Raw genomic sequence first — 26636 nt, 5'->3', positions numbered from 1 at the left:
GGAGATGCCCATGAAGCGTGAAACCCTCCACGCCTGGCTGCTGGTCCTGCCGGCCCTGGTGCTGCTGGTCGGCTTCACCCATTGGCCGGCCCTGACCACGATCCTCGACAGCCTCCACACCACGCCTCGCGGCAGCCGCCCGTCGGTCTTCGTCGGGCTGGAGAACTACGCCGACCTGCTCGACGATCCGGTGTTCCTCCAGGCATTGTGGAACAACACGATCTACGCCGCCGTCACCATCCCTGCCTCCGTGGTGATTGCCCTGGTCATGGCGCTGGCCGTGAACCAGGCGCTGCCGGGCCGGCCGTTGCTGCGCATGGCCTATTTCACCCCGACCATCCTGCCGATGATCGCGGTGGCCAATATCTGGTTATTCTTCTACACGCCCGATTACGGCCTGTTCGACCGCGTGCTCGGGCTGTTCGGCGGTGGTCGCCATAACTGGCTCGGCGACCGCGACACCGCGCTGCCTGCCATGATCCTTGTCGCGGTCTGGAAGGAAGCCGGGTTCTTCATGATCTTCTACCTCGCGGCGCTGCAGTCCATGCCGCCCGACCTGAAGGAGGCCGCCGCGCTGGAAGGCAGCTCGCGCTGGAATTTCTTCCGCCGCGTCACCCTGCCGTTGCTGATGCCCACCACCCTGTTCGTGCTGGTCAATGCCGTGGTCAACGCCTTCCGCATGGTGGACCATGTGGTGGTGATGACGCGCGGCGGCCCGGACAACGCCACTACCCTGCTGCTGTATTACATCTACGAAGCCGGCTTCCGCTTCTGGGACACCGCCATGGCGGCCGCCCTCACCACGGTCCTGCTCGCTATCCTCGCCACCCTGGCCGCCCTGCAGTTCGGCCTGCTCGGCCGGCGGGTGCATTACCGATGAGCACCACGTTCTCCCTGCCGCCACTTGCCGGCACGGGACGGGCGGTGTCCGCGACCGGGGGAATGGGATGGCGCGGCACGCGGTGGCTTGAGATCACCGGCGCCTGGCTGCTCGGCATTCTCTGGGTGCTGCCGTTGCTTTACGCGGCCTGGACCGCCTTCCATCCGGCCGCCTACGCCACCCGCTTCGATCCGTTCGCGCCGCTGACGCTGCACAACCTGGAACTTGCCTGGAACGCGGCCCCCTTCGCGCGCTACCTGGTCAATACCGTGCTGCTGGTCACGCTGGTCCTGGTTGCGCAGTTCGTGCTGTGCACGCCCGCCGCCTTTGCCTTCGCGCGCCTGAATTTCCCCGGGCGGGACACGCTGTTCGCGATCGTGCTGCTGCAACTGATGATCATGCCGGACGTGTTGCTGGTAGGAAATTACCGCACCCTGGCACAGCTCGGGCTGGTCGATTCCATCCTGGCGATCGCGCTCCCTTATCTCGGCTCGGCCTTCGGCATCTTCCTGCTGCGCCAGACCTTCCGCACCGTGCCGCAGGAGCTCGACGACGCCGCGCGGCTGGAAGGCTGCTCATTGCTCGGGCGGCTCTGGCGGGTCTACGTGCCCCTGGCGAAGCCGACCTATATCGCCTACGGCCTGGTGTCTGTCAGCTATCACTGGAACAACTTCCTCTGGCCGCTGGTTATCACCAATTCGGTCGGTACCCGTCCCTTGACGGTGGGGCTGTCGGTGTTCGCCTCCACCGACCAGGGCATCGACTGGTCGATCATCACCGCCGCGACGCTGATGACATCGGCGCCGTTGCTGGTTGCCTTCCTGCTGTTCCAGAGGCAATTCGTGCAAAGCTTCATGCGCGCGGGGATCCGATGACGGCACTCGAACGACGACTGGACACGGCCATTCGCATCGCGGAACAGGCGGCCGCGCTGGCACTCAGCATGCGCCCGCCCCCAGGGGCCGCCACCGCCGCGACGCTCAAGAGCGCCCAGAACTGGCTGACCGAGGCCGACGGCGCCACCGAGGCTTTCGTTGCGAAGGCGCTTGCCGAAGCCTTCCCGGAGGACGGGTTCCAGGGTGAGGAAACCGGCAAAGGCCGCGAGGGACGGTTGCGCTGGGTGCTCGATCCGATCGACGGCACCTCCAATTTTGCCCGCGGTGCCGATCGCTGGTGCGTCTCGCTCGGGTTGATCGAGGATCATACCGCCCTGCTCGGGGTGCTGGTGGCACCGGCCCTGCGCGAAACCTTCGCTGCCCGGCAAGGCAACGGCGCCACGCTGAACGGCCGGCCGATCCGGGCCGCCGCCACCACCGAACTCACCCGCGCCATGATCGAATGCGGCTGGTCGCCGCGCCGGCCGAACGATCGCTACTGGAAACTGGTCAGCGACGTGATGGGCGCGGGGGCGATGATGCGCTCCGGCGGATCAGGGGCGATGGGGCTTGCCGACGTCGCTGCCGGGCGACTCGATGCCTATGTGGAACTGCACATCAATCTGTGGGACGTGGCCGCCGTACTGGCGATCCTGGCCGAGGCCGGTGCCCATGTCTCGCCGTTCCTGGAAGGGGACGGCATGGAACGCGGCAACAAGATCATCGCTGCCGCGCCGGGGATTGCGGGGGAACTGGCCGGCGTTGTGGGGTTTGAAAGCTGGAAAGTCTAAGGAAGGCGAGGGCTCTGCCCTCGACCCGGCAGGGGCCACAAGGCCCCTGCACCCCAGTCTCGCTGCGCGGCTCAGTCGATGCTGCCGGCCGGGGAACGACCGATCATCGCCAGCAATTCCCGCCGCGTGCTGGCGTCCTCGCGGAAGGCGCCGAGCATCCGGCTGGTCACCATCGACACGCCCGGCTTGTGGACGCCACGCGTGGTCATGCACTGGTGCTGCGCCTCGATGATGACGGCCACTCCGCGCGGCTGCAGCACCTCGTTGATGGTGTTGGCGATCTGCGCGGTCATCTTTTCCTGGATCTGCAGCCGCTTGGCATAGGCATCCACCACGCGGGCGAGCTTGCTGATGCCGACGACGCGGCGATGCGGCAGGTAGGCCACGTGCGCACGGCCGATGATCGGCACCATGTGATGCTCGCAATAACTCTCCAGCCGGATGTCACGGAGCAGCACGATCTCGTCGTAGCCGTCGGTTTCCTCGAAGGTGCGCTCAAGCAGGGCCACCGGATCGATCCGGTAACCTTCGAAGAACTCCTCGTAGGAGCGCACCACCCGGTCGGGGGTGCCGAGCAATCCTTCGCGCTGCGGATCTTCGCCGGCCCACAGCAGCAGCGTGCGGACCGCCGCCTCGGCTTCTTCCCGCGTGGGGCGCTTCGTGCTCACGGACATGGACGGGCCCAGGCGGTCAGGAGGGGTCACGATATTCACCGCAGCATTCCTCGCACAGGTGATGGCTGATCTTGGATGTGGGCGAGGGACGTTGGCGCCTGTTGTCCGGCTCACCGTGAAGGCATATGGGCCAGACCGTCCGGCCCACAAGATGAGCGCGGTACGAATCCGGTGCGGTTGCGGAGCCCATCGAACCTGTCCGTCACGTCTCAGTGAACCCGGCCGTCCTGGTGCGGGCTGTCCAGGCTGAAGGCAGGGATGGCCACGTCGAATGCCTCGCCGCTGTCCGGCACGACCATGTGATAAGCGCCGACCATGAAGCCGGACGGCGTCTCCAGCGGCGTGCCGGAGGTGTATTCGAAGGTCTCGCCGGGCTCGAGCACCGGCTGCTGGCCGATCACGCCGGCACCGTTCACGGTCTGGGTGCGCCCGTGCGCGTCGGTGATGTGCCAGGTGCGCCGGAGCAACTGCACCGTCTCGCGCCCGAGATTGTGGATGCGGATGCGGTAGGCCCACATGAACCGCCCCTCCTCCGGCCGCGACTGGTCGGCGAGATAGAATGACCGCACGTCGACGCGGATCTCCCGCGTGGTCTGGCTGTAGTCCACACTCATGTTCGCCTCCCGGCGGGGATGACACACCGCCCGCCGGGAGCTTGTCCAGCCTTCAGGCCGTCGCGCGGCTGGCAAGTCCGTCGAGCGCCCGGGCGAGGTCCTCCTTCAGGTCCTCGACATCCTCGAGCCCCACCGACAGCCGGATGACGCCGTCGGTGATGCCCAGCCGCTCCCGCTCCTCGGGGCCGATGCGCATATGCGTGGTGGTGGCCGGATGTGTCGCCAGCGACTTTGCATCGCCGAGATTGTTGGAAACCCGCACCAGCCGCAGCCCGTTCAGCACCCGGAACGCGCCTTCCTTGCCGCCGGCGACCTCGAAGGTCACCATGGTGCCGCCGGCGGAGGCCTGCGCCATCGCCAGCGCATGCTGCGGATGATCGGTGCGGGCGGGGTACCAGACCCGCGTCACCCCCGGCCGGGTCGCCAGGAAATCGGCGATCGCCGCGGCATTGCGGCAGCCGGCCTCGACGCGCAGGGCCAGCGTCTCCAGCCCCTTCAGCAGCAGCCAGGCATTGAATGGCGAGATCACCGGGCCGGTGTTGCGGATGAAGGGGGACAGCACCTCCTCGATCCATTTGCGGCTGCCGAGCACGGCACCGCCGAGCACACGGCCCTGGCCGTCGATATGCTTGGTACAGGAATACACCACCACGTCGGCGCCGAGGGCGAGCGGCTTCTGCAGCAGCGGGGTCGCGAACACGTTGTCGACCACCACGAGCGCCCCGGCGGCATGCGCCAGCGCGGAGACGGCGCGCAGGTCGACGATCTCCAGCATCGGGTTGGACGGGGATTCCAGCAGCACCAGGGCGGCCGGTCGGGACAGCGCCGCCCGCCACTGCTCCAGGTCGGCGCAATCGACGAACTCGGTGGCGATGCCGAAGCGCGGCAGCAGCGTGGAGACGATCCAGTGGCAGGAGCCGAACAGCGCCCGCGAGGCGACCACGCGATCACCCGCCTTCAGCCCGGCCAGCAGCGCGGCGTTCACCGCGGCCATGCCGGTCGCGGTGGCGCGGCAGGCCTCGGCCCCCTCGATCCGGGCCAGCCGCTCCTCGAACATCGTGACGGTGGGATTGCCGAAACGGGAATACTGGTAGTGGTCGGTGGTGCCGTTGAACGTGGCTTCCGCCTGGTCGGCATCGTCGTAGACGAAGCCTGAGGTCAGGAACAACGCCTCGGCGGTCTCGGCGTACTGGGTACGTTCGATGCCGCCCTGCACCAGCAGGGTGGCGGGACGATAATGGGGGGTGCTGGACATCGGTACCGGGCCCTCGCGGCGGGTGGACCGACCGTGGACGCCGCGGGTGCGTGAAAAACTGCGGTCCCGCTGGCCTCTTTAGCGCGCTTGTTTCACCTCGCCGCAATCCGGCCGGACAAATCACGAGGTCCGGTCACGCGATGTCGGCCGGAGCCGCCCGTATGGACCCTCGGGCCGCCCGCGTCAATTCCCGGGCGTTGCAGAGCGCGCCAGGCTTGCGTATATAGGGACCGGCTTGCGGTGGCACTCCCGTTCGTTCGGGCGCCGCATGCGGGTGTAGTTCAATGGTAGAACGGCAGCTTCCCAAGCTGCATACGAGGGTTCGATTCCCTTCACCCGCTCCATCCTTGCTTCCCGATGATCATGCCGTTGTGGCCCCGCCCTCCGTCGCGGGCAGGGCGCCTGTGGCGATTGCGCCCCCCTCGGCCGTGACCTACCGTTGCAATGGAACCGTTTTCATTTCGAGTCGCACAGCAGACCGGACAATCTGAAACCGGTTCCCAACGGAAACCTCTCCGGTCGGAACGCTCTCATGCGCACGCATACCATGGCGAAACCAGGCTCCTTCGGTGCGGCATTGCTGCTGGCCCTGGTCCTTTCCCCAACGCAATCCCCCGCCCAGGGCACCTATGTGGAACTCCGGCGCGAGGCCTTCCAGAAGCAGGTCGATGGGCTGCAGACCGATCTCTTCACCATCCGCAACCCGGCGGGAATGGTGGTGAAGATCACCAATTATGGCGCCAAGATCGAACAGATCCTCGTGCCCGACCGTGACGGGCGGCTCGGCGACGTGGTCGCCGGCTACGACTCGATCGACGCGGTGATGGCCGGCCAGCCCTCGATGGGCGCTTTCATCGGCCGGGTCGCCAACCGCATCGCCAAGGGGCGCTTCACTCTCGACGGGCAACAATATCAGGTCACCATCAACAACCCGCCCAACTCCCTGCATGGTGGCACCAAGGGGTCCCGTCTGCTGGTCTTCGAGGCTCGTCAGCTCGCCCCCAACGCGGTCGAGATGACCCATGTCTTCAAGGACGGCGAGGAAGGCTATCCCGGCACCCTGCCGGTGCGCGTGGTCTACGCCGTGACCGACGACAACCAGCTGGTGCTGAGCTGGCAGGCGGTGGCGGCCGATAAGAAGACCATCGCCAATTTCACCGGGCACACCTTCTTCAACCTCTCCGGCGTGCCCGGCAGTTCGATCCTTGATCACGTGGTGACGTTGAATGCGGACCGCGTGCTGGACATCGACGAGACCCTGATCCCCACCGGCAAGCTGCGTGACGTGGCCGGCTCGCCGATGGATTTCCGCCAGCCCAAGCCGCTGGGGCGCGACATCGACCAGCCCTATGACCTGCTGAAGGCCGGCAACGGCTATGACAGCACCTGGGTGGTGAACAAGCCCGAAGGCCAGCTCGGCTTCGATGCGCGGGTGCTTGACCCGAAATCCGGCCGTATCATGGAAGTCTGGTCGACCGAGCCCAGCCTGCAACTGTTCTCCGGCAACAATCTCGAGGCCAAGGCGCCGCGCGACCAGGGCAAGGGTGGCGTGCTTTACCCGTTCCGCAGCTCCTTCGCCATGGAACCGGCCCACTACCCGGATTCGGTGAACCACCCGGAATTTCCCTCGACCGTGCTGAACCCGGGGCAATGGTACGTCGGACAGATCGTCTATAAATTCTCGACCAGCCGGTAAGGATCGGCAGGGAAGGCCAGGTCCCCGGAAGGGGGCCTGGTGCTCAGCCGCTCTGGATCCGGTTGTTCTCGACGCGCAGCACCAGGTCGGCGCCGCTGGCGATGTCGGGCCGGTGGGCGACGTTGATGCGGGTGATTTCCAGCCGGCGCAGATTCTCGTTGATCACCTTTTCCTTCGCCACGTCCAGATGCGCGGTGCCCTCGTCGAGGAACAGGATCTTCGGCTGGCGGTACAGCGCGCGCGCCAGCAGCACCCGCTGCTTCTGCCCGCCGGAGAGTGAACTGCCCATGTCGCCGATCAGGCTGTTATAGGCCATCGGCATGGCCATGATCTCGTCGTGGATCGCAGCGAGTTCGGCGCAGCGGATCATTCGCTCCTGGTCGAAATCGGGGTCGAAGAAGCAGATATTGTCGGCGACCGACCCGGAGAGCAACTGGTCGTCCTGCATCACCGCGGCCACCTGTTCGCGGTAGCATTTCACGCCCATGGTGGTGAGCGGCACGCCGTCGATCAGCACCTCGCCGCTGCTCGGCTCGATCAGGCCGAGCATGATCTTGATCAGGGTGGTCTTGCCGCCGCCGGAAGGGCCGGTGATGGTCACGAACCGGCCTGCTTCCACGCTGAAGTTGATGTTCTCGAGCACGAAGGGCTCGCTTTCGGCGTAGCGGAACGACACGTTGCGCAGCTCGATGCCGCCGCGGATCTCGCGCATATAGGCCAGCGGCTGGTCGTGGCCACGTTCGAGCGGATGCAGGGCGATGTCGGCCAGCCGCTCCAGGTGCAGGCCGAGCAGCCGGAAGTCGATCGCCCGTTCGACCAGCTCGATGGTCTTCTGGCTGAAATGGGTCTTGTAGCTGATGAAGGCGAAGACCATGCCGACGGTCAGCGCGTTCCCCAGCACCAGCCGGGCGGCGATATAGATCGTGACGATGGCCTCGATGCCGAAGATCAGCGTGTTCAGGGTCTTGAAGGTGATCTGCGCGCGGCCGAGCCGGACATTGGCATTGATCACATCGGCGAAGCGGTTCAGCCACTGGCCCTCGCGCTCGCTCTCGCGGTTGAACAGCTTCAGGCTCTGCGCCGCCCGCACCGTCTCGATGAAGGTGGAATCCTCCTGCGCGTGGGCCTGGATCGCGGTCTCGCTGCGCATGCGGAACATGCGGAACAGGCCGAGCCGCAGCGCGGTGTAGAGCACCAGGGCGCAGACGACGACGGCCGCCAGCTTCGGGGCATAGATGCACATCATCGTCAGCGTCGCGATCGCCATCACCCCGTCGAGCAGGGCGGTGATCAATCCTTCGGCCAGCAGGTTGCGGATCGGCTCGATCGAGCCGAAGCGCGACATGATGTCACCGACATGCCGCTTCTCGAACCAGGTCAGCGGCAGGCGCAGCAGATGGTGGAACAACCGGGCGCCGATCTGGAAATGCACGGCGTTCTGCACCACGAGCACCAGGTGCGAGCGCAGCGCCGTGGCGGTCACCGAGATCAGGGTCAGCAGCCCGAAGCCAAGCGCCAGCACCGTCAGCAGGTCCGCGTCCCCGCGTGCGACCACCTCGTCCAGCACGATCTGCATGTAGAACGGGCTCGCGATCACCAGCGCTTCCAGGATGACCGAGAGCACCAGCACCTGCACCAGCGGATGGCCGAGCCCGCGCATCTGGGCCCAGAACACCGAGAAGGGCAGCCGCCGGCGTTCGTCCTGGCGGATGAATTTCTCGGTGGGGGAGAGCTCCAGCGCAACGCCGGTCAGGTGCTTGGAGGCCTCCACCAGCGACATCCGGCGCTCGCCGCTGGCGGGGTCGTGTACTACCACGTTGCGGCCGGTGACCGCCTTGAGCACCACGAAGTGGTTCATGTCCCAGTGGACGATGGCCGGCAGGCGCAACAGCCTGAGCTGCTCGATTTCGAAGCGCAGCGGCCGGCAGGTCAGGTCCATGTGGGTCGCCACCTGGATCAGGCCGCGCAGCGTCACGCCTTTCAGCGACACCGGATGGCGCCGGCGCAGCGTGTTCAGGTCGATGCGGTGCCCGTAATAGGACGTGACCATGGCCAGACAGGCGAGACCGCATTCCGCGGCCTCGGTCTGCAGCACCAGGGGAAGGCGCTTGCGCCCGGCGAAATCCAGCAGCGAGCCGATCACGGCTGCATCCCGCGCAGGCTTGTTCCAAGCAATGAGCTCACCAGCCACTCCATCAGCGAGCGCCGGTCGAGGATGATGTCGGCGCGCAGCAGCATGTCGGGTTGCAGGGATCGTCGCTGTCCATGGGCCTCGACATCCGGTCGGTCGAGCGCGGCGCTGACGCGGTAGACGGGTTCGGTGGGGGTCAGCGGGCCGGTCATGTCGGTGCCGGTCAGCACCGTCCGCGACACCCGCACGATGTGTCCGCCATAGGTGCCGAAGTTCTGGTACGGGAAGGCTTCATAGAGAATGCGCACGCGCTGGCCGAGGCGCACGAAGCCCATCGCCCGTGTCGGCACCAGCAGCTCCGCCTGCATCGTGCCACCGGCGGGAACGATGCTCATCTGCTGGCGGCGCGGGTCTGCCTGTTCGCCGACGGTCGCCTGCACGGCGGAAACGCGGCCGGAGATCGGGGCGCGGATGATGTAGGCGCGCTTGCCGTTCACCTCGAAGATGCGCTGTTCCAGCGAGGACAGCTCGACATTCATGGCATGGGTGCGATCGGCCGCCGTCACCGGCAGTTGCTCAAGGGCGGATTGCTGCTCGGTCAGCTGGTTGCGGCGTTCGGCCAGTTGCTGCGACAGCGAGTCGAGGGAGATCTTGTGCTCGAGCACCGCCTCCTTGCGCTTGTTGAGGTCGAGGCCGGAGATGTAGCCCTTTTCGTAGAGCTTGACGGCGGGATCGACCAGCGCCTGCGCCAGGGTGATCCGCTCATGCTGCAGTTCGATCTGTGCTTCGAGATGCGTCACGCTGTCGGTCAGGCCCAGGATCAGGGTTCGCAGCCGGCGGGCCTCGGCGGCGGTGCGGTTGGCCTCCGCCTTGATCCGGGTGTTGAGGCGGTCGCGCTGCTGCAGCAGCGCGTCGAGGATTTCGCCGTTGACGTCTGCACCGTCGGTTGAGACCTGGGGGGTGGTGATGCTCAGCAGCGGTTGCCCGTCGACGACGTCCTGGCCTTCCTCGACGAAGACGGTGCTGATCACGCCGGGCTGCTGCGCGTAGATCCGCGCGGTGCCGGCGGTCGGCATCAGGTAGCCGGACACCGTTTCCTTGCGCGTATAGGGCGCCTGGCTGAGGAAGACGACGATGGCGGCGACCACGACGGTGACGAACCAGACCGTGATGCGCATCGACAGCGGTTGCAGCAGCGCGATTTCGCCCCACTGGCGATGATGCTGCTGGAATTCGATGGCTTCCTGGCGGAACAGGGTGCGCGGAACTGCCAACGCGGGTCTCCGGTCGAGAGGAAGCTTGGTCGGATCTTCGGCCCGCGCCCGCCGCATCGGCGCGACATCGCCCCTTCCCCGCGCAGGGCGCCGGGAAGGGGGAGGGAAGATGCCCGGCCGGGACCGGTGCTGCGGATCCTGGCAGGGCTCTTCCCGGCGATGATCAGGCGCTGTTTACGATTGGTTGATGCTGACGTTCACCTCGACATTGACGGTGGCGGTATTGGTGCTGGTCGGGGTGGACACGGGCTTCGAGGCATCCTTCTTGTGGCCCCAGTTATGGCGATGGCCGTGGTGACGCCAGCGGCGCGAGGCATGCCAATGTTCATTGAAGCCGTAGGAGCCGTGACCGGCGCCGACGAGATCCAGCTCGGTTCCACTGAGTTCGAGAAGTTGGTGCTGCATTCTCTTTGTTCCTCTTCCTGCGTATCGTGGGGAAGGTGTTCGGAGGCCTGCGCTTCGGCGTTTTGTGGGCGCTGAAGGCCGGCACTCTGGAACCTGAGGCGGCGGGATCTTGACCCATGCCGCCAGGTCCACCGCGACGTTGGCAGAGAGGGTCGGCGAAGGCCATTAGTCCGAAGCGTACAAGGTACCGGTACCCTTGATCATGAGGGGGCAGGTACCAGGCCCCGCGGAACACAGGAGTTTGCCGGCTGGCACGTCTGAAACCCCAAGGCGACGACTTTGCCGGGCCATTGCCCTCGCGGCTGGACGGCTGCCCCGCGCGGGAGGGTCGGCCGTCCATGACGCCGCAGGACCGGGCCACCTTCCGGGGCGGCTGCGGTCGCGCCATGGATCGGCCTGCCCCGGACCGGTTCGTCAGTTTCCGTTGCACATGGAATGGCTGAGCGCCTCGCCATGGCGGCGCAGCCGCGCCGCTGCCTCGCCGCGTCCGCGGGCCCGCAACTTCCGCAGGATGCGATGGATGTGGTTCTTGACGGTCGCAGGGCCGATCCCGAGTTCCCGGGCGATTTCCTTGTTGGAGAGTCCCTGTTCGACCAGGCTCATGACCTGGCGCTCCCGCGTGGTGAGCAACTCGGCTGTCTCGTTCGGGTAGCGCCGCTCCGACAACTCGGCGATGCGCGCGAACAGGCGGCCGGTGACACGGGCAGAGCAGCTTATTTCCCCGCGCAGCGCGGCTTTCACCGCTGCGATCAGGTCGCTGCCCGACCCGTTCCGTGCCACATAGCCGCTCGCGCCGGCCTCGGCCCAGGCCATGATGTCGGCTTCGTTGCTGGCAACGCCGAAGACGACCACGCACAGGCCGGGAACCAGCCGGCGTAGCAGGGGCGGCAGGGTGAAGCCGTTGCTGGCGCCGGCATCGAGCAGGACCACGTCGGGCCGCTCCGTCGCGACCCGCGCCGGCCCCTCGGTGCTGTCCGCCCAACCGATCACGTTCATATTGTCGCTATGCGACAGGCCGACAACAACGCTTTCCTGTAATAGTCGAATATCACTGATCACGAATACTCTTGCACAATCAGTGATGGACATTTCCTCTGCAGGGTTATCCCCATTCGGGATTAGTTCCAGATCGACTTCGTCGGTATCATCGAAGTCATTTGGTTCGTTCCCATCAGGTGCCATTTTGAACTTTCCGAAACCCTGATAAATATTCCGCCCCGTGTGTCATAATGCATATGCGGCCATAAAGGGAGAGCGATGGTATTCTTGAATATACATGTAACGAAGTTCTGAAATGGGATAGGGGCATGGAATCAAAATATCCACGGCAGTGTCTATGATGGCTGTCAAGCCATCAATTTGACTCAATTTTTAACTGCTGCGCACAATTCATGAGAGGTAATCAGTTTCAGGGAGAATTTAACATTTTGCAAAAATGGGTGGTGAGTGCGGTGCCGCGCCAGGCTGTGCTGGAAGTAATTTATTAATCGACCGTTCTTTTACGGAAGTCGTAATTGATATTCCGGCGCATGAATGTCCCATCGCATGATGGGGTGGTTTGTCCCGCGCAATTCAATAAATAATCGAGATGATTGGGCGGATTTGTGCTGGCGGATTCTCGGAATGTCGTGATTTCCGGAAATGGGCCCGGGACGTATCTGGCCGCGCGCAATGGCCGGGCCGTGGGCCGGGCCGTGTTCCGGACAGCCCGGTTGCGGGGTCGTTCAGGCCGGGCGGCAGGCGGGGTTTCAGCGGCTCAGGGCTCAGCGGGTCAGGGCATTGAACAGGGCGTAGGCGCGCTGGCTCGGCGGCCATGCCGCCATGATCTCCTCGCGCCAGTGCCACGCGGCATATCCCGCCCCACCCAGCAGAGCCAGGCTTAGCACCCACGCCGCCGCCGCGGCTGCCAGCGGGGCGCCGGCCGAAGGGGGGGCGGGGGGCATTTCCAGCTCTTCCGGCAGGACGCTGAGGGGCACGGGCCGCACCTTTGCCGTCAGCCTTGGTTCTGGCCTGCTGACGGGCGAGGGGGGCGGAGCAGGGGGGGCGTCGGCCGGGGAGGAGGGGGGAGGCGCCGGTTCTGGCGGCGTGAACACTGTTGCGCAACGGGCACACCGGACCGGTCGCGGCGGGGTCCCCAGCAATGTGTCGGGGACATCATAGGTGGCATGGCAGGACGGACAGGCGAGATGCATGCAACGACACTCTCGGATCGGGCGGGATACTGGGAGAAGAACACCGGCCTTGCAACGGCTGGCGGTCGTGCGGAGCGACCTTCCGGCACGATGGGATTCGATGGCAGAACACCGGCATGGTGTCCCTCGATGAGGTTGGTCTGCAGTATGGCGGGGCGAGTGGCGGGCGCTCCGCCCCGGAGGTCCTGCGTGGACTGACCTTCACAATTCCTGAAGGCGGCTTCCGGTGGCTGCTCGGTCCCTCCGGGGCCGGCAAGTCCAGCCTGCTGCACCTGCTTCACCTCGCCATGCGGCCGAGTCGGGGTCGCCTGGTGGTGCTCGGTACCGATGTAGGCCTCGCCGGGCGGCGCCAGTTGCCGCGGCTGCGTCGGCGCATCGGCATGGTGTTCCAGGATTTCCGCCTGCTCGCCCATCTCTCGGCCTACGACAACGTGGCGCTGCCGCTGCGCATCGCCGGCCGGCCGGAAGGCCAGATCCGGGCCGATGTGCTCGAGATGCTGCGCTGGGTCGGGCTGGAGGGAAAGGCCGGCGTGTTCCCCTCCGAGCTGTCCGGCGGCGAGCAGCAACGCGTGGCGCTGGCCCGCGCCGTAGTGCCGCGCCCGGCCTTGCTGCTCGCCGACGAGCCCACCGGCAATCTCGACGAGGTCCAGGCCGAGCGTCTGATCGTGTTGCTCAAGCGGCTCAACCGGCTTGGCACGACCGTCGTCATCGCCACCCACAACGACGGGTTGGTGGCGCGGCATCCGGGACCGTCGTTGCGGCTGGAACGCGGGCGGTTGGTCGGCGATGGCTAGGACCCATCTGCGACCCGCGCATTTCGACGACCTCGGCCTGCGCCGCGCGCTGGGCGACCGCATGCTGCCCTTGCTGGTCGCCGCCATGGCCTTCCTGGCGGCGCTGGCCCTGGCCGGCGTGGTCGGCGCGCGGGCCCTGGCCGGACACTGGCAGGCCGGAGCGGGGTCGACGCTGACGGTACAGGTGCCCGATCCCGGAACGATGGAGGCCGGGCAGAGCCGCCGCGATCGCGCTTTGGCCGCGCTGCAGGCGATGCCCGGGATCGCCTCCGTGCGGGCCCTTTCCGAGGGGGAGCTTGCGGATCTGCTGCGGCCCTGGCTCGGCGACGCCGCCGAGGAGATCGCCCTGCCCTTGCCCGCCGTGATCGAGGTGCGCCTTGCGCCCGATGCGCCGGCCGAGGTCGCCGACATCGCGGCACGGCTCGCGACTGCCGTGCCGGGAACCCTCGCCGAGGGGCATGGCGAGTGGGTGCAGCGCCTGGCCGTGCTGGCGCACAGCCTGCAGGCCTGTGCCTGGCTGGCGCTGGGCGTGGTGGCGGCGGTGGCGGCGGCGGTGGTCGCGGTTGCCACCCGGGCCGGCCTCGCCGCCCGCCGCGAGGCGATCGAACTGGTGCATCGCCTCGGCGCCTCCGATGGCTATATCGCCGGGCGTTTCTCCCGCCGCATCACCCTGCTTGCGGCCTTCGGCGGGGTGGTGGGGGCGCTGGCGGCCTTGCCTGTGCTGCTGCTGCTGGCGCAGTTCGCGGCGCCCTTTGCTTTCGCGCGGGCCTCCCAGGCCGAACCGCTCGCCATCGGCCTGCTGGCGGCGTTGCCGGCGCCGCTATGGGCGGCCCTGCCTGCCTTGCCCTGCGCCGCCGCGGCGATCGGTGCGGTGACGGCCCAGGCCACCGTGCGCCGCTGGTTGCGGCGGCTGCCATGATCGTGACGCCCCTGCAACGCCGGTTGGGCGCGCCATGGCGAGCGGATCCGCGATGATGCCGGCAGGAGCCTTGCTTGCCTCCCGGCGCATGGCGCGCTGGGTGCGCGGGATCTGCCTGTTGCTGGGCGGGCTGGTCGCGCTCGCCGGGCTCTGGCTGGCCGGCTTCGCCTGGTTCGTTCAGGTCGCCTGGACCGCCACCGCCGCGCCACCGCCGCAGGCGGACGGCATCGTCGCGCTGACCGGCGGGTCCGAGCGGGTCGAGACGGCGCTGCGGCTGCTCGCCGGGGATCGTGCCCGGCTGCTGCTGATCTCGGGGGTTGGCGGGACCACCGACTTCGCGGCGCTGGCGCATCGTGCCGGGGTCGATCCGGGCCTGGGCGAGCGCGTGACCCTGGGACGCAACGCCGCCTCCACCCGCGGCAACGCGGTCGAGACCGCGGAATGGGCGCATGCCAACGCCATCCGCTCGGTCATCGTGGTCACCGCGGCCTATCACATGCCACGCGCGCTCGCCGAATTGTCGCGCGCCCTGCCGGAGGCCACGCTGCATCCTGTTCCCGTGGTCCCGCAGGCTCTGCGCCAGCAGGGGGCGGGGGCCCTGCGCCTGCTGGCGAGCGAATACACGAAATGGTTGGCGGCGGAGGTGGGGCTGTCGGCGCTGGCCTCCCGCAGCGATGCGCATCCGCCGGCACGCGAGGAGAAACACGGCGGATGATCCTGCTCCGGTCCCTGGTCTTCAATATCTGGTTCTATGGTCTCACCACGGTCATCTGCCTCTGGTACGGCCTGTTCGGTCGTGATCCGGGGCGGGCCCGTGACGCCGCGCGGCTCTGGGCGCGGCTGGTGCTGGGTGGCCTGCGCCGCATCTGCGGCATCGACTGGGAGGTCAGCGGACGCGAACATCTCGCCTCCGGCCCTGTTGTTATTGCGCCAATGCACCAATCCGCTTTCGACGCGATCGTCTGGGTGCTGCTGGTGCCGGAGTTCGTCTATGTCCTCAAGCGGGAGCTCACTCTTATCCCGCTGTTCGGGGCTCTGCTGCTGCGGGCGGGCATGATCCCGGTGGACCGGCGGGCCGGGGCGACCGCGCTGCGGGACGTGATGCGCCGGGCTGAACGGGCCACGGCGGCCGGGCAGCGGATTGTGATCTTCCCGGAAGGTACCCGCGTGGCCCCCGGGGTGCGGGCGAAACTGCAGCCTGGCGTCGCCGCCGTGGCGGCGCGCACCGGCCTGCCGGTCATCCCGGTGGTGACGGATTCCGGTCATTACTGGGGGCGCCGGGCCTTTCTCAAGCGGCCCGGCACGATCCGCCTCGCCATCATGCCGCCGTTGCCGGCCGGACTGCCACGCGAAGCGGTGATGACCAGACTGAGCGATGCCTATGCCACAGGCTATGCCGAGCTGCGCGGCGGAACACCTGTGGACAAGTTCGGGAACGGGGGAAAGCCTGTGGACAACTCTGTGGGTTTTGCCGGTTCATTCCGCATAAAGAACTGAAAAATGCACATTCAAAACGTTGAAAGTAATAGTGTTTTCGACCTGTGCACGACAGCGGCGCGGTGCGCCCGTACGTTGGGGATTATGGCGCCTGGATGCACCCGGAAGTGCAGAGTCCGCGTAGCTGCCCGGCCGCGGATGAAGTCCTAGGGGCCGGTCATGGCAGTCTCTCGCGGTCGTTCCGGCCTGCGTCGCGCCCTGGCCGGCGTTCTCGCTGTCGCCCTGGTCGCCGCGTTGGGCCACCTGGCATTGTGGCTCGTCGCGGTCATCCGGCTCGAGGCCGAATTCGTCGCCTGGCAGACACAATGCCGCGACGCCGGCTGGACCGTGACCTCGGACCTGCCGTCCTGGGGAGGCTGGCCGTTCGAGGCGGCCCTGGACGTGCCGCGGCTTTCCCTCGGCGGTGGCGCGGCCCAGATCCCCGGCGGCTTCACCTGGCAGGGCACGGGGGTGCGGCTCGCGGTGACGCCGATGCAGCCGCGTGTGCTGCAGATCCGGCTGGGCGGGCCGCAGCGCCTGCGCGTCGCCGCCCTGCCCGAGGTGGTGATCCAGGCCGATCGCCTGACGTTCATGCTGAAGCTGGACCGCTCCGGGCCGGCTGAACTCGCTGCGAGCGGGCTGCGGCTGCGCACCGACGCGGGCGAGACCATGGTCGGGACGCTGACGGGGCAGGGCATGGCGCAGCGTGCGACCGGGCCTGATGAGGCGGCGCTGGCGGTCTCGCTGGCGGCCGAGGCGGTCAGCCTGCCGGGGAACTGGGGGCTGGGGTCGCGGATCGCCACGGTGTCCGCCGATGCGACCCTGACTGGTCCGCTGCGCCCGGCGAGCACGGCTGCTGCCTATGCCGCCGCCTGGCGCGACGGTGGTGGCACGCTGCAGGTCAGTCGGTTCGCGCTCGGGTGGGGGCCGCTGGGCCTGAGCGCGGGGGCCACGTTCCGGTTGGATGCCCAGTTGCAGCCGGCCGGCAGCGGCACGGCGCGCATCGTCGGCTATGGCGAGACCCTGGATGCGCTCGCCGCCGCGCGTGTCGTGGCCCCGCGCGCGGCGACGGCGGCGAAGGCGGTGCTGGGATTGCTCGCGACGGCGCCTGAGGGCGGCGGTGCGCCCCGGATCGATGTGCCGTTCGAGCTGCAGGACCGCCTGTTCTCGGTGGCGCGGTTTCCGCTCGCCCGGGTTGTGGAATGGGTCTGGCAATAGGCCATCGGTTCTGGTAGGGTTTTCGCATGACCATTCGGACGGGGATCGCGCGAATTATTTGCCGGGTTGCCTGAGCAGCCCGGTCAAGACGCGCCTGCGATCCAATCGCCTGATATCTCCGTCCGGAGTATTCTCCCATGTCGTTCGAGCCTTGGGCCCTGGTGGGCCTGCATGCGTCTGTCCGCTTCACCGTGGTGGCGGAGGCGTCGCCGGGTTTGTTGCCCCGGCTGCTGGAGCCTTTCGCCAGGCGTGACCTGACCCCCGACAGCTTCGAATCGGTCCGCCAGGGCGCCGACCTGCGGGTCGAGATCTTCATGCATGCGATGCCCGCCGAGGTGGTGCATCTGGTCGAGGGCAATCTGCGCCAGGTGGTTGGCGTGCGTTCGCTGGTGCGTCGCCAGGAGATCACCGGCTCGGTCCGTCGCCGGGCTGCCTGATCGGGAAACGAACAAACGTAGGGCGGATCAGCGCAGCGCAATCCGCCATCGCATGCCGCCGCGAGGGAATCACCTTGCGTTGGCGGACTGCGTCCGCCCTACATCCTGTGCGCGACCGCCCCGCTCAGGCCTGCTTCAGTTCGATCAGGCTGCGGCGAATAATCCGTCCCCGCCGGATCTTATCTTCGATATAGGCGGCGTCGCCCCATCGCACCGCCCGGGCCATGGCCTGGGCGTCCTCGGTGAAGCGTGCCAGCATTTCCAGCAACGCCTCGCGGTTGTTGAGGAAGACGTCGCGCCACATCACCGGGTCGGAGGCGGCGATGCGGGTGAAATCGCGGAAGCCGGACGCGGCGAATTGCAGCACCTGTTGCCGGCTTTCCCCTTCCAGGTCGTCGGCGGTGCCGCAGATGGTGAAGGCGATCAGGTGCGGCAGGTGGCTCACGATCGCCAGGACCCGGTCGTGGTGTGCCGCTTCCATGGTCTCGACCATGGAGCCGCAGCGCCGCCACAGCTCCGCGACCTTCTCGACCGCCGCCTCGTCCGCGCCCGGTGGCGGTGTCAGCAGGCACCAGCGACCCTCGAACAGCGTGGCGAAGCCGGAATCGGGGCCGGAATATTCGGTGCCGGCCAGCGGGTGGGCCGGCACGAAGTGCACGCCTTCCGGCAGCAGTGGCCCGACGTCGCGCAACACGGACTGCTTGGTCGAGCCCACGTCGGTCACGATGCAGCCGGGCGCGAGGTGCGGCGCGATCGCCTGGGCCAGTTCCGCGTAGGCACCGACCGGCGCGCACAGGATCACGCAGTCCGCGCCTTCGACCGCGCGTGCCGGGTCGGCTTCGACCCGGTCGGCGATGCCGAGCTCGCGCACGCGCGCCAGCGTGGCCTCGCTGCGGGCGTTGGCCACGATCTCGGCGGCGATGTCGCCGGTCTGCCGGGCCCGCCGCGCGATCGAGCCGCCGATCAGCCCGAAGCCGAGCAGGGCGACGCGCCGGAACAGCGGTTGTTCAGCCATGCCGTTGGCCGGCCATGAAACTGCCCAGGGCATCGGCGACCAGCGCGCATTCCTCGCCGTTGCCGATGGTGATGCGCAGGCAGTGCGGCAGGTCGTAGGCGGCCATGCCGCGCACGATGATGCCCCGGCCGCGCAGGAAGGCATCGGCGGCCTCGGCCCGGGCGGGCGTGCCGAAATCGGCCAGGATGAAGTTGCCGTGGCTGGGCCACACCTTGATGCCCACGCTTTCCAGGAAGCTGGACAGCTTGGCGCGGAATTCGGTGTTGTGGGCGATCGCGCAGTCGATCCAGCCCTGTTCCTCCAGCGCGGCGATGGCCGCCGCCTGGGCGCCGAGATTGACGTTGAACACGCCGCGCACCCGGTTGAGCACGTCGGTCACGGAGGCGGGCGCATAGCACCAGCCCACCCGCAGGCCGCCGAGCGCGTACACCTTGCTGAAGGTCCGCAGCATCACGGTGTTCTCGCCGGCATCGACCAGCTTCACGCCGGGGTCGTAGCCGGGCTCGGTGACGTATTCGGCATAGGCGGCGTCGATGGCCAGCAGCACCTCGGGCGGCAGGCCCGCGCGCAGCCGTTCCATCTCCGACTGCGGCAGCAGGCTGCCGGTGGGGTTGTTCGGATTGGCCACGAACACGATGCGGGTGTCGGGGGTGACGGCGGCGAGGATGGCGTCGACGTCGGTGGTCAGGTTGCGTTCCGGGGCCTTCAGCACGCGGCTGCCGGCATAGGTGCCGGAGATCTGGTACATGCTGAAGCCGTGCATCGACATGATGATGTCGGTGCCGGGGCCGCCGTAGATGTGGCAGAGATGCTGGATCAGCTCGTCGGAGCCGGTGCCGCAGACGATGCGCTCCGGGTCCAGCCCGAAGCGCTTGCCGAGCGCCTCGCGCAACGCCACCGAGCCGCCGTCGGGGTAGCGGTGGATCTCGGCCGCGACGCGCCGGTAGGCTTCCTGCGCGGCGGGGGCGGGGCCGAAGGCGCCTTCGTTGGACGACAGCTTGATGATGCGGTTGACGCCCTGAACCTTGGACTGGCCGGCGACATAGGCGTCGATGGTCAGGATCTCGGGGCGTGGCCTAGGCGCGGTCATGCGGCATCTCCCTCCACGGGCACGGCGTAGGCCCCCAGTACCACCGGCGGGCGCTGCGCGTCGACAAGAGCGGCCAGGCGGGGATCGCCGTCGGTCACGAAGCCTTCGACGTCGACCAGGGCCAGGGTGGCCTCGCTGTGCGCGTCGCGCCGCAGGATGGCGTGTCCGGGCACCAGGCCGGCGGCCGACAGCCCCGCGGTGAAGCGGGCCCGGCTCAGCCCGGCCGGCAGTTCCAGGCCGATCAGGGAACGGTCATCCCCGCTGGGATCGGGCGGCACGGCGGCGAGCACCAGCGCCTGCGCGCGTGGGGTGCCCTCGGGTCGGGGGGACCAGAAGGGCAGGCGGGCCACCACATGGATGCGGGGTTCGCCCTGGTGCAGCAGCGTGGTCCACCAGGGCGAGGGTTCGCCATCGACCGGCAGCGGCAGCACCGCGACAGTGGCGGTGCCCGCGGCGATCTCGGCCAGCGCCAGCGCCGGGGTGCGGTGCACCCTGAGCGGCGTCAGGGCGCCGAAATGCTCGCGTGCGCATTGCGCATAGCTGCCGTCCGCGGTCACTTCGCAGGCAGCGATGCTGTAGGGCGCCTGCATGGCGGTGGTCGCCGCCAGCAACTCACGCCAGATGCGCACGACGGCGCGGCGCGGCAGGTCGCCCTCATGGCGGGCGAGCAGGCGGCGGATGATGGCGGCCTCGCGGCCCGGCCGCAGGGCGATCCGGCCCTTGCCGCCAAGGCTTCCCACCTGGGTCACCACCTGTGCACGCGCCATCAACAGGTCATGGATCGTGTCATCCAGCCGGTTGATTTCGGCACGCAGTTCGGACAGCGTGGCGACGGGGGAATCCTGGTCGGGGTCGGGGATCGGGTCGGTCCTGGACATCGTTGTTGCCGTTTGGGGGCGCCTGAAATAGCGGAACCCGGCCGGCCTGCATAGGCAGAGCTGCCCGCGTCGAGGTTGCAGCCGCCGCCGCACGCCCTTATGCGTTCTCCCGCCATGGACACTGCCCTGCCCCCCGTAAACCATCAGCACGTCGCCTTCGACGATGGCTTCGTGCTGGAGTGTGGCGTTGCTCTGAAGCGGTTGGTCGTTGCCTATCGAACCTATGGGCGGTTGAACGCGGACCGCAGCAACGCGGTGCTGGTCTGCCATGCGCTCACCGGCGATCAGTACGTTGCCGAAACCCATCCCGTCACCGGCAAGCCGGGCTGGTGGGAGATGGTGGTGGCACCGGGGGCGCCGATCGACACCGACCGGTATTTCGTCATCTGCGCCAACGTGCTCGGCGGCTGCATGGGCTCGACCGGGCCGCTCTCGCCGCGCGACGACCAGGAGGTTGCAACCCCCTGGGGCACCGATTTCCCGCCGGTGAGCATCGGCGACATGGTGCGGGCGCAGAAACGGCTGGTCGAGCATCTCGGCATCACCCGGCTGTTCGCCGTGGTGGGCGGCTCGATGGGCGGGATGCAGGTGCTGGAATGGGCGGCGACCTTCCCGGAGATGGTGTTCGCCGCGGTGCCGGTGGCCACCGCCGCCTACCACACCGCCCAGAACATCGCCTTCCACGAGGTGGGGCGGCAGGCGATCCTGGCCGACCCGGACTGGCAGGGCGGGCGCTATTGGGAAAGCGGGCGCATTCCCGCGCGCGGCCTCGCGGTGGCGCGCATGGCCGCTCACATCACCTATCTCTCGGAAGAAGCGCTCAGCCGCAAGTTCGGCCGCCGGCTGCGCCCCGGTCCCAACCTCGCCCATGGCGGCCTGACCATGTTCGGCGAGATGTTCGAAGTGGAAAGCTACCTGCAGTACCAGGGCAGCACCTTCGTGCAGCGTTTCGACGCCAACAGCTACCTGACCATTACCCGGGCGATGGACCAGTTCGACCTGATCGCCGAGCACGGGGGCGACCTCTCGCGCGCCTTCGCCGGCACGCGCACCCGCTTCTGCCTGGTCAGCTTCTCCAGCGACTGGCTGTTCCCCACCGCCCAGAGCCGGGCCATCGCCCGCGCCCTGAACCGCGCGGCGGCCAATGTCAGCTTCGTCGAGATCACCTCCGACAAGGGCCACGACGCCTTCCTGCTCGACGAGCCGGATTTCCATCGCACCCTCGCCGGGTTCCTGGGCGGCTGCGCCGAGCATGCGGGGCTGCCGGCATGAACGCGCTCGATGGCGTGCGCTACGTCGCCAAGAACATGCGGCTCGACCTGCGCCTGATCGCCGAGATGGTGGCACCCGGCTCGCGCGTGCTCGACATCGGCTGCGGCGACGGCACGCTGATCGATTACCTGTACCGCACCCGCGGCTGCGATGCCCGCGGCATCGAGATCGACATGGCCGAGGTGACGCGGGCGGTCGCGCATGGCCTGCCGGTGATGCACGGCGATGCCGACACCGACCTCACCCAGTATCCCGACGGGGCCTTCGACTATGTCGTGCTCTCGCGCACCCTGCAGGCGGTCGAGCGGCCGCGCGAGGTGCTGCGGCAGATGCTGCGCATCAGCGAGCGGGCGGTCGTCAGCTTCCCCAATTTCGGCCACTGGCAGGTGCGCTGGCAGTTGCTGTCGAAGGGGCGGATGCCGATGACCTCGGTCTGGGACCGGCCCTGGCACGAGACACCGAACATCCATCCCTGCACCATCCGGGATTTCTTCGCGCTCTGCGCCGAGGAGGGGGTGCGGGTGGAACGTTGGCTGGCGGTGGACGATGCCGGCCAGCGCTCGCCCTGGCGGCGCTTCCCGGGCCTCGCCAACCTGTTCGGCGAGCAGGCCCTGTTCCTGCTGAAGCGGGGCTGAGGCCGCCGATCCGGCGTCAGAACTGGCGCAGCAGCCGGTCGATGTAGTCCAGCTCGGGCTGTGGCCGCGTCTTCTCGGCGCCGCGGCGGCGCAGCTCTTCCTGGATGGCGTGCGAGCGCGCTTCCTCCATCTGGTCGGGCACCTTCACCCCGCCTTCGTCCGGGCTCTGGCCGAGCCCGTCCTCGCGCAGCGGACGGCCGAGCGGATCGCGCCGGTCGGCCTCGCGGCGGTCGCCGGGGCGATTGCCCCAGCGTCCGTCGCGGTTCCAGTTGCCATAGCGCCCGCCGCGGCCCTTGCCGTCCTGCTCGCCCTGGCCCTCGCCGTCCTGCTCCCCGGCCATCTCGCCGTCGGCGTCCTCGCCCTCGTCGCCGGGCCCCCCCTGGCCGAATTGCTGGGCGAGCTGCTGGCTCATCGACCGCCCGCCCTTCTGCAGCGCCTCGATCGCCTTCTGGATCGCGGCCGCGGCGGTGGCGTCGTCGCCGGCCTCCAGCGCCCGCGCGGCGTCGCGCATGGCGATGTCCGCCTCGTTCAGCGCGTCCGGCACCTTGCCGGTCAGGTCGCCATGCTGCTGCATCAGTTCGCCGAGGACGTGCCGCAGCGCCGTCTGCGTGCGGCTGTCGCTGCGGTGTTGCGCCGAGGCGACCGGCGGCGGCGCGGGGGAGGCGGGCGGCATGGCGGGGCCTTGCGCCCAGGCTTCCTGCACACAGACGGGGCCGCCGCCGAGCAGCAGCGCCAGCGCCGCCCACCTGCCGGCGCGGCTCACGGGCGCCACCGCGGCGGCACGGGCGGGGCGTCGCCGCGCTCGTGCACGTGGTCCAGCAACGTTCCCAGGCGCTGCACGATGTCCTGCAGCGTGTTCATCTGCTGCTGGCCCTTCTGCCGTTTCTCCGCGCGCTCGCGCTCGCGTTCGGTCATGCGGCCCGGGCGGAAGTTCTTCATCTCCTCGAGCATCTTCTCGAGCTCCGCCAGTTTCTGCCGCGCCTCGTCCATGCGGCCCTCGCGGGCGGCATCGCGCATCTGCTCGGCCAGGCGCTGCATGTCGCGCGTGTCCAGCCGGTGCGCGTTGGGGTCGAACGCCTCGGAATCGGGGTTACGCCGGGCCTGTTCCGCCAACGCCTGCAGATTGCGCTGCAGGGCTTCCTCCACCGCCTGCATGCGACGGTCGATCTCGGCCGGATCGACCTTCTCGCCGCGCTGCTGCGCCTCCAGTGCTTCCCGCAACGCTTCCCGTGCCTGTTCCAGCGCCCGCGCCGTGCGGTCGGTGGCCCCTTCCTCCAGGTGCAGCGCCAGCGCCCACATCCGGTTCTGAGCCTCGTCCACCGCAGGCTGGCCACGGCCGCGGTCGAGCAGGGCGGTGATCGCGCGCAGGTTCAGGAAGGCCGGTTCATCGTCCTTCCAGATCTCGTCCATCGCGGCAATCAGGTCGAGCGCCTCAATGACCGGCGTGCGGTCTTCCGGGCGCAGCGTGAGCTGGCGGCGCAGCTCCATCAGCAGGCGCGCGGCCGGGTTGTCGAAGCGGCGCTCGGGCAGGGTGAACGCTTCCTCGGCGCTGCTGCCGGCCAGGCCGGACGCGTCGCGCGCCACCAGCCGGGCAATGACCGGCAGGCCGGCCCAGGGATGCGCCGTCAGGTCCTGCTGCCGGGCGCCTTTCGCCTGCTTCGGGGTGCCGCCCGGCAGCGGAACCGGCACCACCAAAGCGGGGGCCTGTGGCCGGTCACGCAGGTGCAATTCGGCCTGCAGCGCGACCACGCCATAGGCATGGCTGACCTGCCAGGGCAGCCGGGTCTGCGGCATCCGTCCGCCCGAGGGCGCGGCGCCCGGCGGTTCCGGCCAGCTCACCAGCGGGGCGGCGTTGGCCACCACCGTCAGGTCCCAGGCGGCCAGCTCGGTGCCGCCGCGCCGCACCGCCAGCCGCCCGCCGCCGGCGAGCTCGGCATCCGCCTGGAAGCTCGCCCCGTCCAGCGCCTGCATCGGCAGCGCCGTCCCGGCGAGCGAGAGTGCGGGCATGCCGCGTCCGCCTGTCACGCTGACGGTCAGGTGGGACCCGGCCGGCACCGTTGCGGCGCCACCTTCGGCCTTCAGGAAGACCGGTGCCTGCCGGGTATAGGCGGGTGGGGTGATCCAGGCCTGCAGCTCCGTCGCCGGCGCGGCGGGCGCGGGGGCCCAGGACGGCCAGAGCGCCCGCGCCAGCCGTGAAGGGGCCTCGTCGCCGGCTATGCCCAGGCTGGCGGCCAGCGCCACCACCAGGGCGCCGCGCAGCGCGCGCGGGTCGCGGGCGGCGAGGCCGGGATGCGGCAGGCCGACGCGCAGCCGGCCCAGTTGCGCCACCGTGCGGGCGACATGAGCGCGCCAGAGCGCGTCCGTTCCAGGCAGCGCCGGCTGGTCATGCAGCACCGTGAGCGGGCGGTGCCGCAGCCCGGACGCCTGTTCCAGCCGCCTGTCGGCATCGGCATCGTCCGGGCGGGAGATCCGGCGCAGCCCGCGCACCAGGGGAACGATGACCGCGACCACCGCCGCGGCCAGCAGCGCGGCATGCAGCCAGGGCGGCAGCAGCGGCAGCACGTCCAGCCAGGCCAGGCAGAGGAAAACCCCCGCCACCCCGAGCGGCGGCCACAGGGCCGGCCAGGTCCGCTCGAACAGCAGCACCGCCCGCGCCCAGGCGCGTTGCCGGTGCAACCGCTGCAGCAACACGGCCCGCCTGTCCTCGGTCTCCGCCGGTTCCCCCGTCATGCCGCCTCGTTGGTTCAGATGAACTCGGGAACGCGCTCCCCGGCCCACAGATCGGCATGGGCCTGCCGCTCGCGGATCACCGCCCAGCGGTCGCCATCCACCAGGGCAATGGGCGCCAGCGGGCGACCATTGTACGTGGAACTCATCACCGCACCATACGCGCCGGCATCCAGCAGCGCGACCCGGGCGCCCCGCTCCAGCCGGGGCAGCGCCCGCCCTCGCGCGAACGTGTCCGAGCTCTCGCAGACCGGGCCGACCACGTCCACCGGCGTGGTGGCGCCCACCGCAGTGCCGGCGGCGAGCGGCACGATGCCGTGCCAGGCATCGTACATCGCCGGGCGCATCAGCTCGTTCATGGCGGCATCCAGCACCACGAAGCGCTCCTGGCCCTTCACCAGCACGACGGTCGCCAGCAGCACGCCTGCCGGCCCGACCAGCCAGCGGCCCGGCTCGACCATCAGCTCCAGGTCCATGCCGCCGAACGCCGTCCGCATCGCCCCGGCCAGCGCCGCCGGCGAGCCGTCCGGTTCATCGCGATAGCCGATGCCGAGCCCGCCGCCGCAATCCATGCGCGACACCGCGAGCCCCTGGGCCCGCAGCGTCCGCACCATCTCGGCGGCGCGGGCGAAGGCGGCACGATAGGGCGCCGTCGACATGATCTGGCTGCCGATATGCAGCGCCAGCCCGACCGGCTCCACCCCCGGCAGCGCCGCGGCCCGCGCGTAGACGGCGGGCACGTCGTCATAGGGGATGCCGAACTTGGTCTCGGCCGTGCCGGTGGTGATCTTGGCGTGGGTGCCGGCATCCACGTCCGGATTGACCCGCAACGCCACCCGCGCGCGGCCCCCGAGCGCGCTGGCGATGGCCGAAATGACCTCCAGCTCCTCCGCGCTCTCGACATTCAGCTGGTGGATGCCCTCGGTGATCGCGAGCCGGATTTCCCGTTCCGTCTTGCCCACGCCGGAGAACACGATCGCACTGGCCGGAATGCCGGCCGCCCGCGCCCGGCGCAGCTCGCCCTCGCTGACCACGTCGGCGCCGGCACCCCCGGCCGCCATGATCCGCAGCACGGCGAGGTGGTCGTTCGCCTTGACAGCGTAGTGTACATCCGCCGGCAGCCCGGCCATGGCGGCTTTCAACTCCGCCAGCCGCGCCCGCATCGCCCCCGCCGAATAGACCCAGGCCGGGGTGCCGAGCACGTCGGCGATGCGCGCGAGCGGTACCTGCTCGAGTGTCAGACCGTCAAAGGCATGCATTGAAAGCTGCGGCCGCGCGGCAATCAACGCGGCGACAGAGGGCTCGTCATCGAGGACGGCGGAAGCGGGTGCGGCCATGCCGCCATGCTAGGGCGCGGCAGCCCGGTCTTCCAGTCTCCGCACCGTCGC

General features: G+C 68.8%; 26 protein-coding genes, 1 tRNA gene, 1 pseudogene and 1 riboswitch. Of the genes and pseudogenes, 13 read left to right on the top strand and 15 right to left on the bottom strand.

All coding sequences use genetic code 11. The annotated features are described in order from the left end of the window. The first annotated feature begins 10 nt into the window (after positions 1-10). From NBY65_RS09315 to NBY65_RS09305, 3 genes are read left to right on the top strand one after another with little or no spacing between them, the layout of a single operon-like run. Complete coding sequence (locus NBY65_RS09315) at positions 11-880, top strand: carbohydrate ABC transporter permease (protein WP_338110392.1); 870 nt, start codon at positions 11-13, stop codon at positions 878-880. Continuing rightward, entirely contained in the window at positions 877-1755 is an 879-nt protein-coding gene (locus NBY65_RS09310; RefSeq protein WP_338110393.1) for a carbohydrate ABC transporter permease, read from the top strand. Before NBY65_RS09315 ends, NBY65_RS09310 begins: the two co-directional genes overlap by 4 nt. After that, the gene (locus NBY65_RS09305; RefSeq protein WP_150039756.1) at positions 1752-2546 is read left to right on the top strand and encodes an inositol monophosphatase family protein; all 795 of its coding nucleotides are present in this window, start codon (positions 1752-1754) and stop codon (positions 2544-2546) included. The genes NBY65_RS09310 and NBY65_RS09305 overlap by 4 nt, the downstream gene beginning before the upstream one ends. A 71-nt stretch (positions 2547-2617) precedes the next feature. Here NBY65_RS09305 and folE read toward each other — a convergent pair whose 3' ends face one another. The 3 genes from folE to metZ form a co-directional block, all read right to left on the bottom strand. After that, complete coding sequence (gene folE, locus NBY65_RS09300) at positions 2618-3220, bottom strand: GTP cyclohydrolase I FolE (RefSeq protein ID WP_150039757.1); 603 nt, start codon at positions 3218-3220, stop codon at positions 2618-2620. Between the two features lie 209 nt (positions 3221-3429). Then, positions 3430-3834 (bottom strand): Co2+/Mg2+ efflux protein ApaG, encoded by a 405-nt coding sequence (gene apaG / locus NBY65_RS09295; RefSeq protein ID WP_150039759.1) that lies wholly within the window; start codon positions 3832-3834, stop codon positions 3430-3432. A gap of 52 nt (positions 3835-3886) precedes the next feature. Further along, positions 3887-5089, bottom strand: coding sequence for an O-succinylhomoserine sulfhydrylase (metZ, locus tag NBY65_RS09290; RefSeq protein WP_150039761.1), 1203 nt, complete (start codon positions 5087-5089; stop codon positions 3887-3889). Positions 5090-5146: 57 nt separating this feature from the next. Then, positions 5147-5226: riboswitch (SAM riboswitch) on the bottom strand. Positions 5227-5359: 133 nt separating this feature from the next. Between metZ and NBY65_RS09285 the strand changes: the two genes are divergently transcribed. Further along, positions 5360-5433 (top strand) — tRNA-Gly (locus tag NBY65_RS09285). Positions 5434-5621: 188 nt separating this feature from the next. Next, positions 5622-6785: an aldose epimerase family protein gene (locus NBY65_RS09280; protein WP_239002701.1), complete on the top strand. Its 1164-nt coding sequence runs from the start codon at positions 5622-5624 to the stop codon at positions 6783-6785. 43 nt (positions 6786-6828) lie between these two features. On the opposite strand, the gene NBY65_RS09275 is transcribed toward NBY65_RS09280, so the two are convergent. From NBY65_RS09275 to NBY65_RS34065, 6 genes and pseudogenes are all read right to left on the bottom strand, one after another. Then, positions 6829-8928: a peptidase domain-containing ABC transporter gene (locus NBY65_RS09275; RefSeq protein WP_239002702.1), complete on the bottom strand. Its 2100-nt coding sequence runs from the start codon at positions 8926-8928 to the stop codon at positions 6829-6831. Continuing rightward, a complete protein-coding gene (locus NBY65_RS09270) occupies positions 8925-10190 on the bottom strand; it encodes an HlyD family secretion protein (protein ID WP_150039763.1) in 1266 nt (421 codons plus the stop codon). Before NBY65_RS09270 ends, NBY65_RS09275 begins: the two co-directional genes overlap by 4 nt. Positions 10191-10364: 174 nt before the next feature. After that, positions 10365-10595 (bottom strand): hypothetical protein, encoded by a 231-nt coding sequence (locus tag NBY65_RS09265; RefSeq protein WP_150039765.1) that lies wholly within the window; start codon positions 10593-10595, stop codon positions 10365-10367. Between the two features lie 414 nt (positions 10596-11009). After that, on the bottom strand, positions 11010-11684 hold the full coding sequence (locus tag NBY65_RS09260; protein ID WP_239002711.1) for a LuxR C-terminal-related transcriptional regulator: 675 nt from the start codon (positions 11682-11684) through the stop codon (positions 11010-11012). Between the two features lie 674 nt (positions 11685-12358). After that, the gene (locus NBY65_RS09255; RefSeq protein WP_239002703.1) at positions 12359-12571 is read right to left on the bottom strand and encodes a hypothetical protein; all 213 of its coding nucleotides are present in this window, start codon (positions 12569-12571) and stop codon (positions 12359-12361) included. 120 nt (positions 12572-12691) lie between these two features. Continuing rightward, positions 12692-12787, bottom strand: a pseudogene (locus NBY65_RS34065) (zinc-ribbon domain-containing protein); the annotation flags it as partial. A gap of 116 nt (positions 12788-12903) precedes the next feature. Here NBY65_RS34065 and NBY65_RS09250 point away from each other — a divergent pair. The 6 genes from NBY65_RS09250 to NBY65_RS09225 all read left to right on the top strand — a co-directional run bounded on the left by NBY65_RS09250 (position 12904) and on the right by NBY65_RS09225 (position 17631). Further along, positions 12904-13581 (top strand): cell division ATP-binding protein FtsE, encoded by a 678-nt coding sequence (locus NBY65_RS09250; RefSeq protein WP_150039770.1) that lies wholly within the window; start codon positions 12904-12906, stop codon positions 13579-13581. Further along, entirely contained in the window at positions 13574-14500 is a 927-nt protein-coding gene (locus NBY65_RS09245; protein ID WP_150039772.1) for a cell division protein FtsX, read from the top strand. Before NBY65_RS09250 ends, NBY65_RS09245 begins: the two co-directional genes overlap by 8 nt. A 52-nt stretch (positions 14501-14552) precedes the next feature. Then, positions 14553-15215, top strand: coding sequence for a YdcF family protein (locus NBY65_RS09240; RefSeq protein WP_150039773.1), 663 nt, complete (start codon positions 14553-14555; stop codon positions 15213-15215). Then, on the top strand, positions 15212-15997 hold the full coding sequence (locus NBY65_RS09235; RefSeq protein ID WP_150039775.1) for a lysophospholipid acyltransferase family protein: 786 nt from the start codon (positions 15212-15214) through the stop codon (positions 15995-15997). Before NBY65_RS09240 ends, NBY65_RS09235 begins: the two co-directional genes overlap by 4 nt. Before the next feature lie 159 nt (positions 15998-16156). After that, positions 16157-17194 carry a DUF2125 domain-containing protein gene (locus NBY65_RS09230; RefSeq protein ID WP_150039777.1) on the top strand — a complete coding sequence of 346 codons (1038 nt, stop codon included), beginning with the start codon at positions 16157-16159 and terminating at the stop codon, positions 17192-17194. Between the two features lie 137 nt (positions 17195-17331). Further along, a complete protein-coding gene (locus tag NBY65_RS09225) occupies positions 17332-17631 on the top strand; it encodes a hypothetical protein (protein ID WP_150039779.1) in 300 nt (99 codons plus the stop codon). Between the two features lie 124 nt (positions 17632-17755). On the opposite strand, the gene NBY65_RS09220 is transcribed toward NBY65_RS09225, so the two are convergent. The 3 genes from NBY65_RS09220 to NBY65_RS09210 are packed head-to-tail and all read right to left on the bottom strand — an operon-like array spanning position 17756 to position 20614. Continuing rightward, on the bottom strand, positions 17756-18646 hold the full coding sequence (locus NBY65_RS09220; RefSeq protein ID WP_150039781.1) for a prephenate/arogenate dehydrogenase family protein: 891 nt from the start codon (positions 18644-18646) through the stop codon (positions 17756-17758). Next, a complete protein-coding gene (hisC, locus tag NBY65_RS09215; RefSeq protein ID WP_150039783.1) occupies positions 18639-19736 on the bottom strand; it encodes a histidinol-phosphate transaminase in 1098 nt (365 codons plus the stop codon). Before hisC ends, NBY65_RS09220 begins: the two co-directional genes overlap by 8 nt. Continuing rightward, positions 19733-20614, bottom strand: coding sequence for a chorismate mutase (locus tag NBY65_RS09210; RefSeq protein WP_150039785.1), 882 nt, complete (start codon positions 20612-20614; stop codon positions 19733-19735). The genes hisC and NBY65_RS09210 overlap by 4 nt, the downstream gene beginning before the upstream one ends. A 114-nt stretch (positions 20615-20728) precedes the next feature. On the opposite strand from NBY65_RS09210, the gene metX reads away from it, so the two are divergent. After that, positions 20729-21886 carry a homoserine O-acetyltransferase MetX gene (gene metX / locus NBY65_RS09205; protein WP_150039787.1) on the top strand — a complete coding sequence of 386 codons (1158 nt, stop codon included), beginning with the start codon at positions 20729-20731 and terminating at the stop codon, positions 21884-21886. A 35-nt stretch (positions 21887-21921) separates the two neighbouring features. Further along, complete coding sequence (metW, locus tag NBY65_RS09200) at positions 21922-22521, top strand: methionine biosynthesis protein MetW (protein WP_150039882.1); 600 nt, start codon at positions 21922-21924, stop codon at positions 22519-22521. Positions 22522-22537: 16 nt separating this feature from the next. Here the strand turns inward: metW and NBY65_RS33785 are convergent, their stop codons facing one another. Genes NBY65_RS33785 through lysA form a run of 3 tightly spaced genes read right to left on the bottom strand, consistent with a single transcriptional unit; the run spans position 22538 to position 26585 of the window. Next, positions 22538-23284: a DUF4175 family protein gene (locus tag NBY65_RS33785; RefSeq protein WP_150039788.1), complete on the bottom strand. Its 747-nt coding sequence runs from the start codon at positions 23282-23284 to the stop codon at positions 22538-22540. Beyond that, positions 23281-25251, bottom strand: a complete 1971-nt coding sequence (locus NBY65_RS09195; protein WP_150039790.1) for a DUF4175 domain-containing protein — start codon at positions 25249-25251, stop codon at positions 23281-23283. Before NBY65_RS09195 ends, NBY65_RS33785 begins: the two co-directional genes overlap by 4 nt. A gap of 14 nt (positions 25252-25265) precedes the next feature. Continuing rightward, the gene (gene lysA / locus NBY65_RS09190) at positions 25266-26585 is read right to left on the bottom strand and encodes a diaminopimelate decarboxylase (protein WP_150039792.1); all 1320 of its coding nucleotides are present in this window, start codon (positions 26583-26585) and stop codon (positions 25266-25268) included. Positions 26586-26636 lie beyond the last annotated feature (51 nt).

It is taken from the genome of Rhodovastum atsumiense (assembly GCF_937425535.1).
In the GTDB taxonomy this organism is placed as follows: Bacteria; Pseudomonadota; Alphaproteobacteria; order Acetobacterales; family Acetobacteraceae; genus Rhodovastum; species Rhodovastum atsumiense.
The sequence above is the reverse complement of the archived record's forward strand: the minus strand, read 5'-3'. Positions and strand labels throughout refer to the sequence as shown.

Coding starts and splice junctions, on each gene's coding strand:
- NBY65_RS09315 (WP_338110392.1), top strand. CDS start 11: ATGAAGCGTGAAACCCTCCACGCCTGGCTGCTGGTCCTGCCGGCCCTG.
- NBY65_RS09310 (WP_338110393.1), top strand. CDS start 877: ATGAGCACCACGTTCTCCCTGCCGCCACTTGCCGGCACGGGACGGGCG.
- NBY65_RS09305 (WP_150039756.1), top strand. CDS start 1,752: ATGACGGCACTCGAACGACGACTGGACACGGCCATTCGCATCGCGGAA.
- folE (WP_150039757.1), bottom strand. CDS start 3,220: ATGTCCGTGAGCACGAAGCGCCCCACGCGGGAAGAAGCCGAGGCGGCG.
- apaG (WP_150039759.1), bottom strand. CDS start 3,834: ATGAGTGTGGACTACAGCCAGACCACGCGGGAGATCCGCGTCGACGTG.
- metZ (WP_150039761.1), bottom strand. CDS start 5,089: ATGTCCAGCACCCCCCATTATCGTCCCGCCACCCTGCTGGTGCAGGGC.
- NBY65_RS09280 (WP_239002701.1), top strand. CDS start 5,622: ATGCGCACGCATACCATGGCGAAACCAGGCTCCTTCGGTGCGGCATTG.
- NBY65_RS09265 (WP_150039765.1), bottom strand. CDS start 10,595: ATGCAGCACCAACTTCTCGAACTCAGTGGAACCGAGCTGGATCTCGTC.
- NBY65_RS09260 (WP_239002711.1), bottom strand. CDS start 11,684: ATGTCCATCACTGATTGTGCAAGAGTATTCGTGATCAGTGATATTCGA.
- NBY65_RS09250 (WP_150039770.1), top strand. CDS start 12,904: ATGGTGTCCCTCGATGAGGTTGGTCTGCAGTATGGCGGGGCGAGTGGC.
- NBY65_RS09245 (WP_150039772.1), top strand. CDS start 13,574: ATGGCTAGGACCCATCTGCGACCCGCGCATTTCGACGACCTCGGCCTG.
- NBY65_RS09240 (WP_150039773.1), top strand. CDS start 14,553: ATGATGCCGGCAGGAGCCTTGCTTGCCTCCCGGCGCATGGCGCGCTGG.
- NBY65_RS09235 (WP_150039775.1), top strand. CDS start 15,212: ATGATCCTGCTCCGGTCCCTGGTCTTCAATATCTGGTTCTATGGTCTC.
- NBY65_RS09230 (WP_150039777.1), top strand. CDS start 16,157: ATGGCAGTCTCTCGCGGTCGTTCCGGCCTGCGTCGCGCCCTGGCCGGC.
- NBY65_RS09225 (WP_150039779.1), top strand. CDS start 17,332: ATGTCGTTCGAGCCTTGGGCCCTGGTGGGCCTGCATGCGTCTGTCCGC.
- NBY65_RS09220 (WP_150039781.1), bottom strand. CDS start 18,646: ATGGCTGAACAACCGCTGTTCCGGCGCGTCGCCCTGCTCGGCTTCGGG.
- hisC (WP_150039783.1), bottom strand. CDS start 19,736: ATGACCGCGCCTAGGCCACGCCCCGAGATCCTGACCATCGACGCCTAT.
- NBY65_RS09210 (WP_150039785.1), bottom strand. CDS start 20,614: ATGTCCAGGACCGACCCGATCCCCGACCCCGACCAGGATTCCCCCGTC.
- metX (WP_150039787.1), top strand. CDS start 20,729: ATGGACACTGCCCTGCCCCCCGTAAACCATCAGCACGTCGCCTTCGAC.
- metW (WP_150039882.1), top strand. CDS start 21,922: ATGCGGCTCGACCTGCGCCTGATCGCCGAGATGGTGGCACCCGGCTCG.
- NBY65_RS09195 (WP_150039790.1), bottom strand. CDS start 25,251: ATGACGGGGGAACCGGCGGAGACCGAGGACAGGCGGGCCGTGTTGCTG.
- lysA (WP_150039792.1), bottom strand. CDS start 26,585: ATGGCCGCACCCGCTTCCGCCGTCCTCGATGACGAGCCCTCTGTCGCC.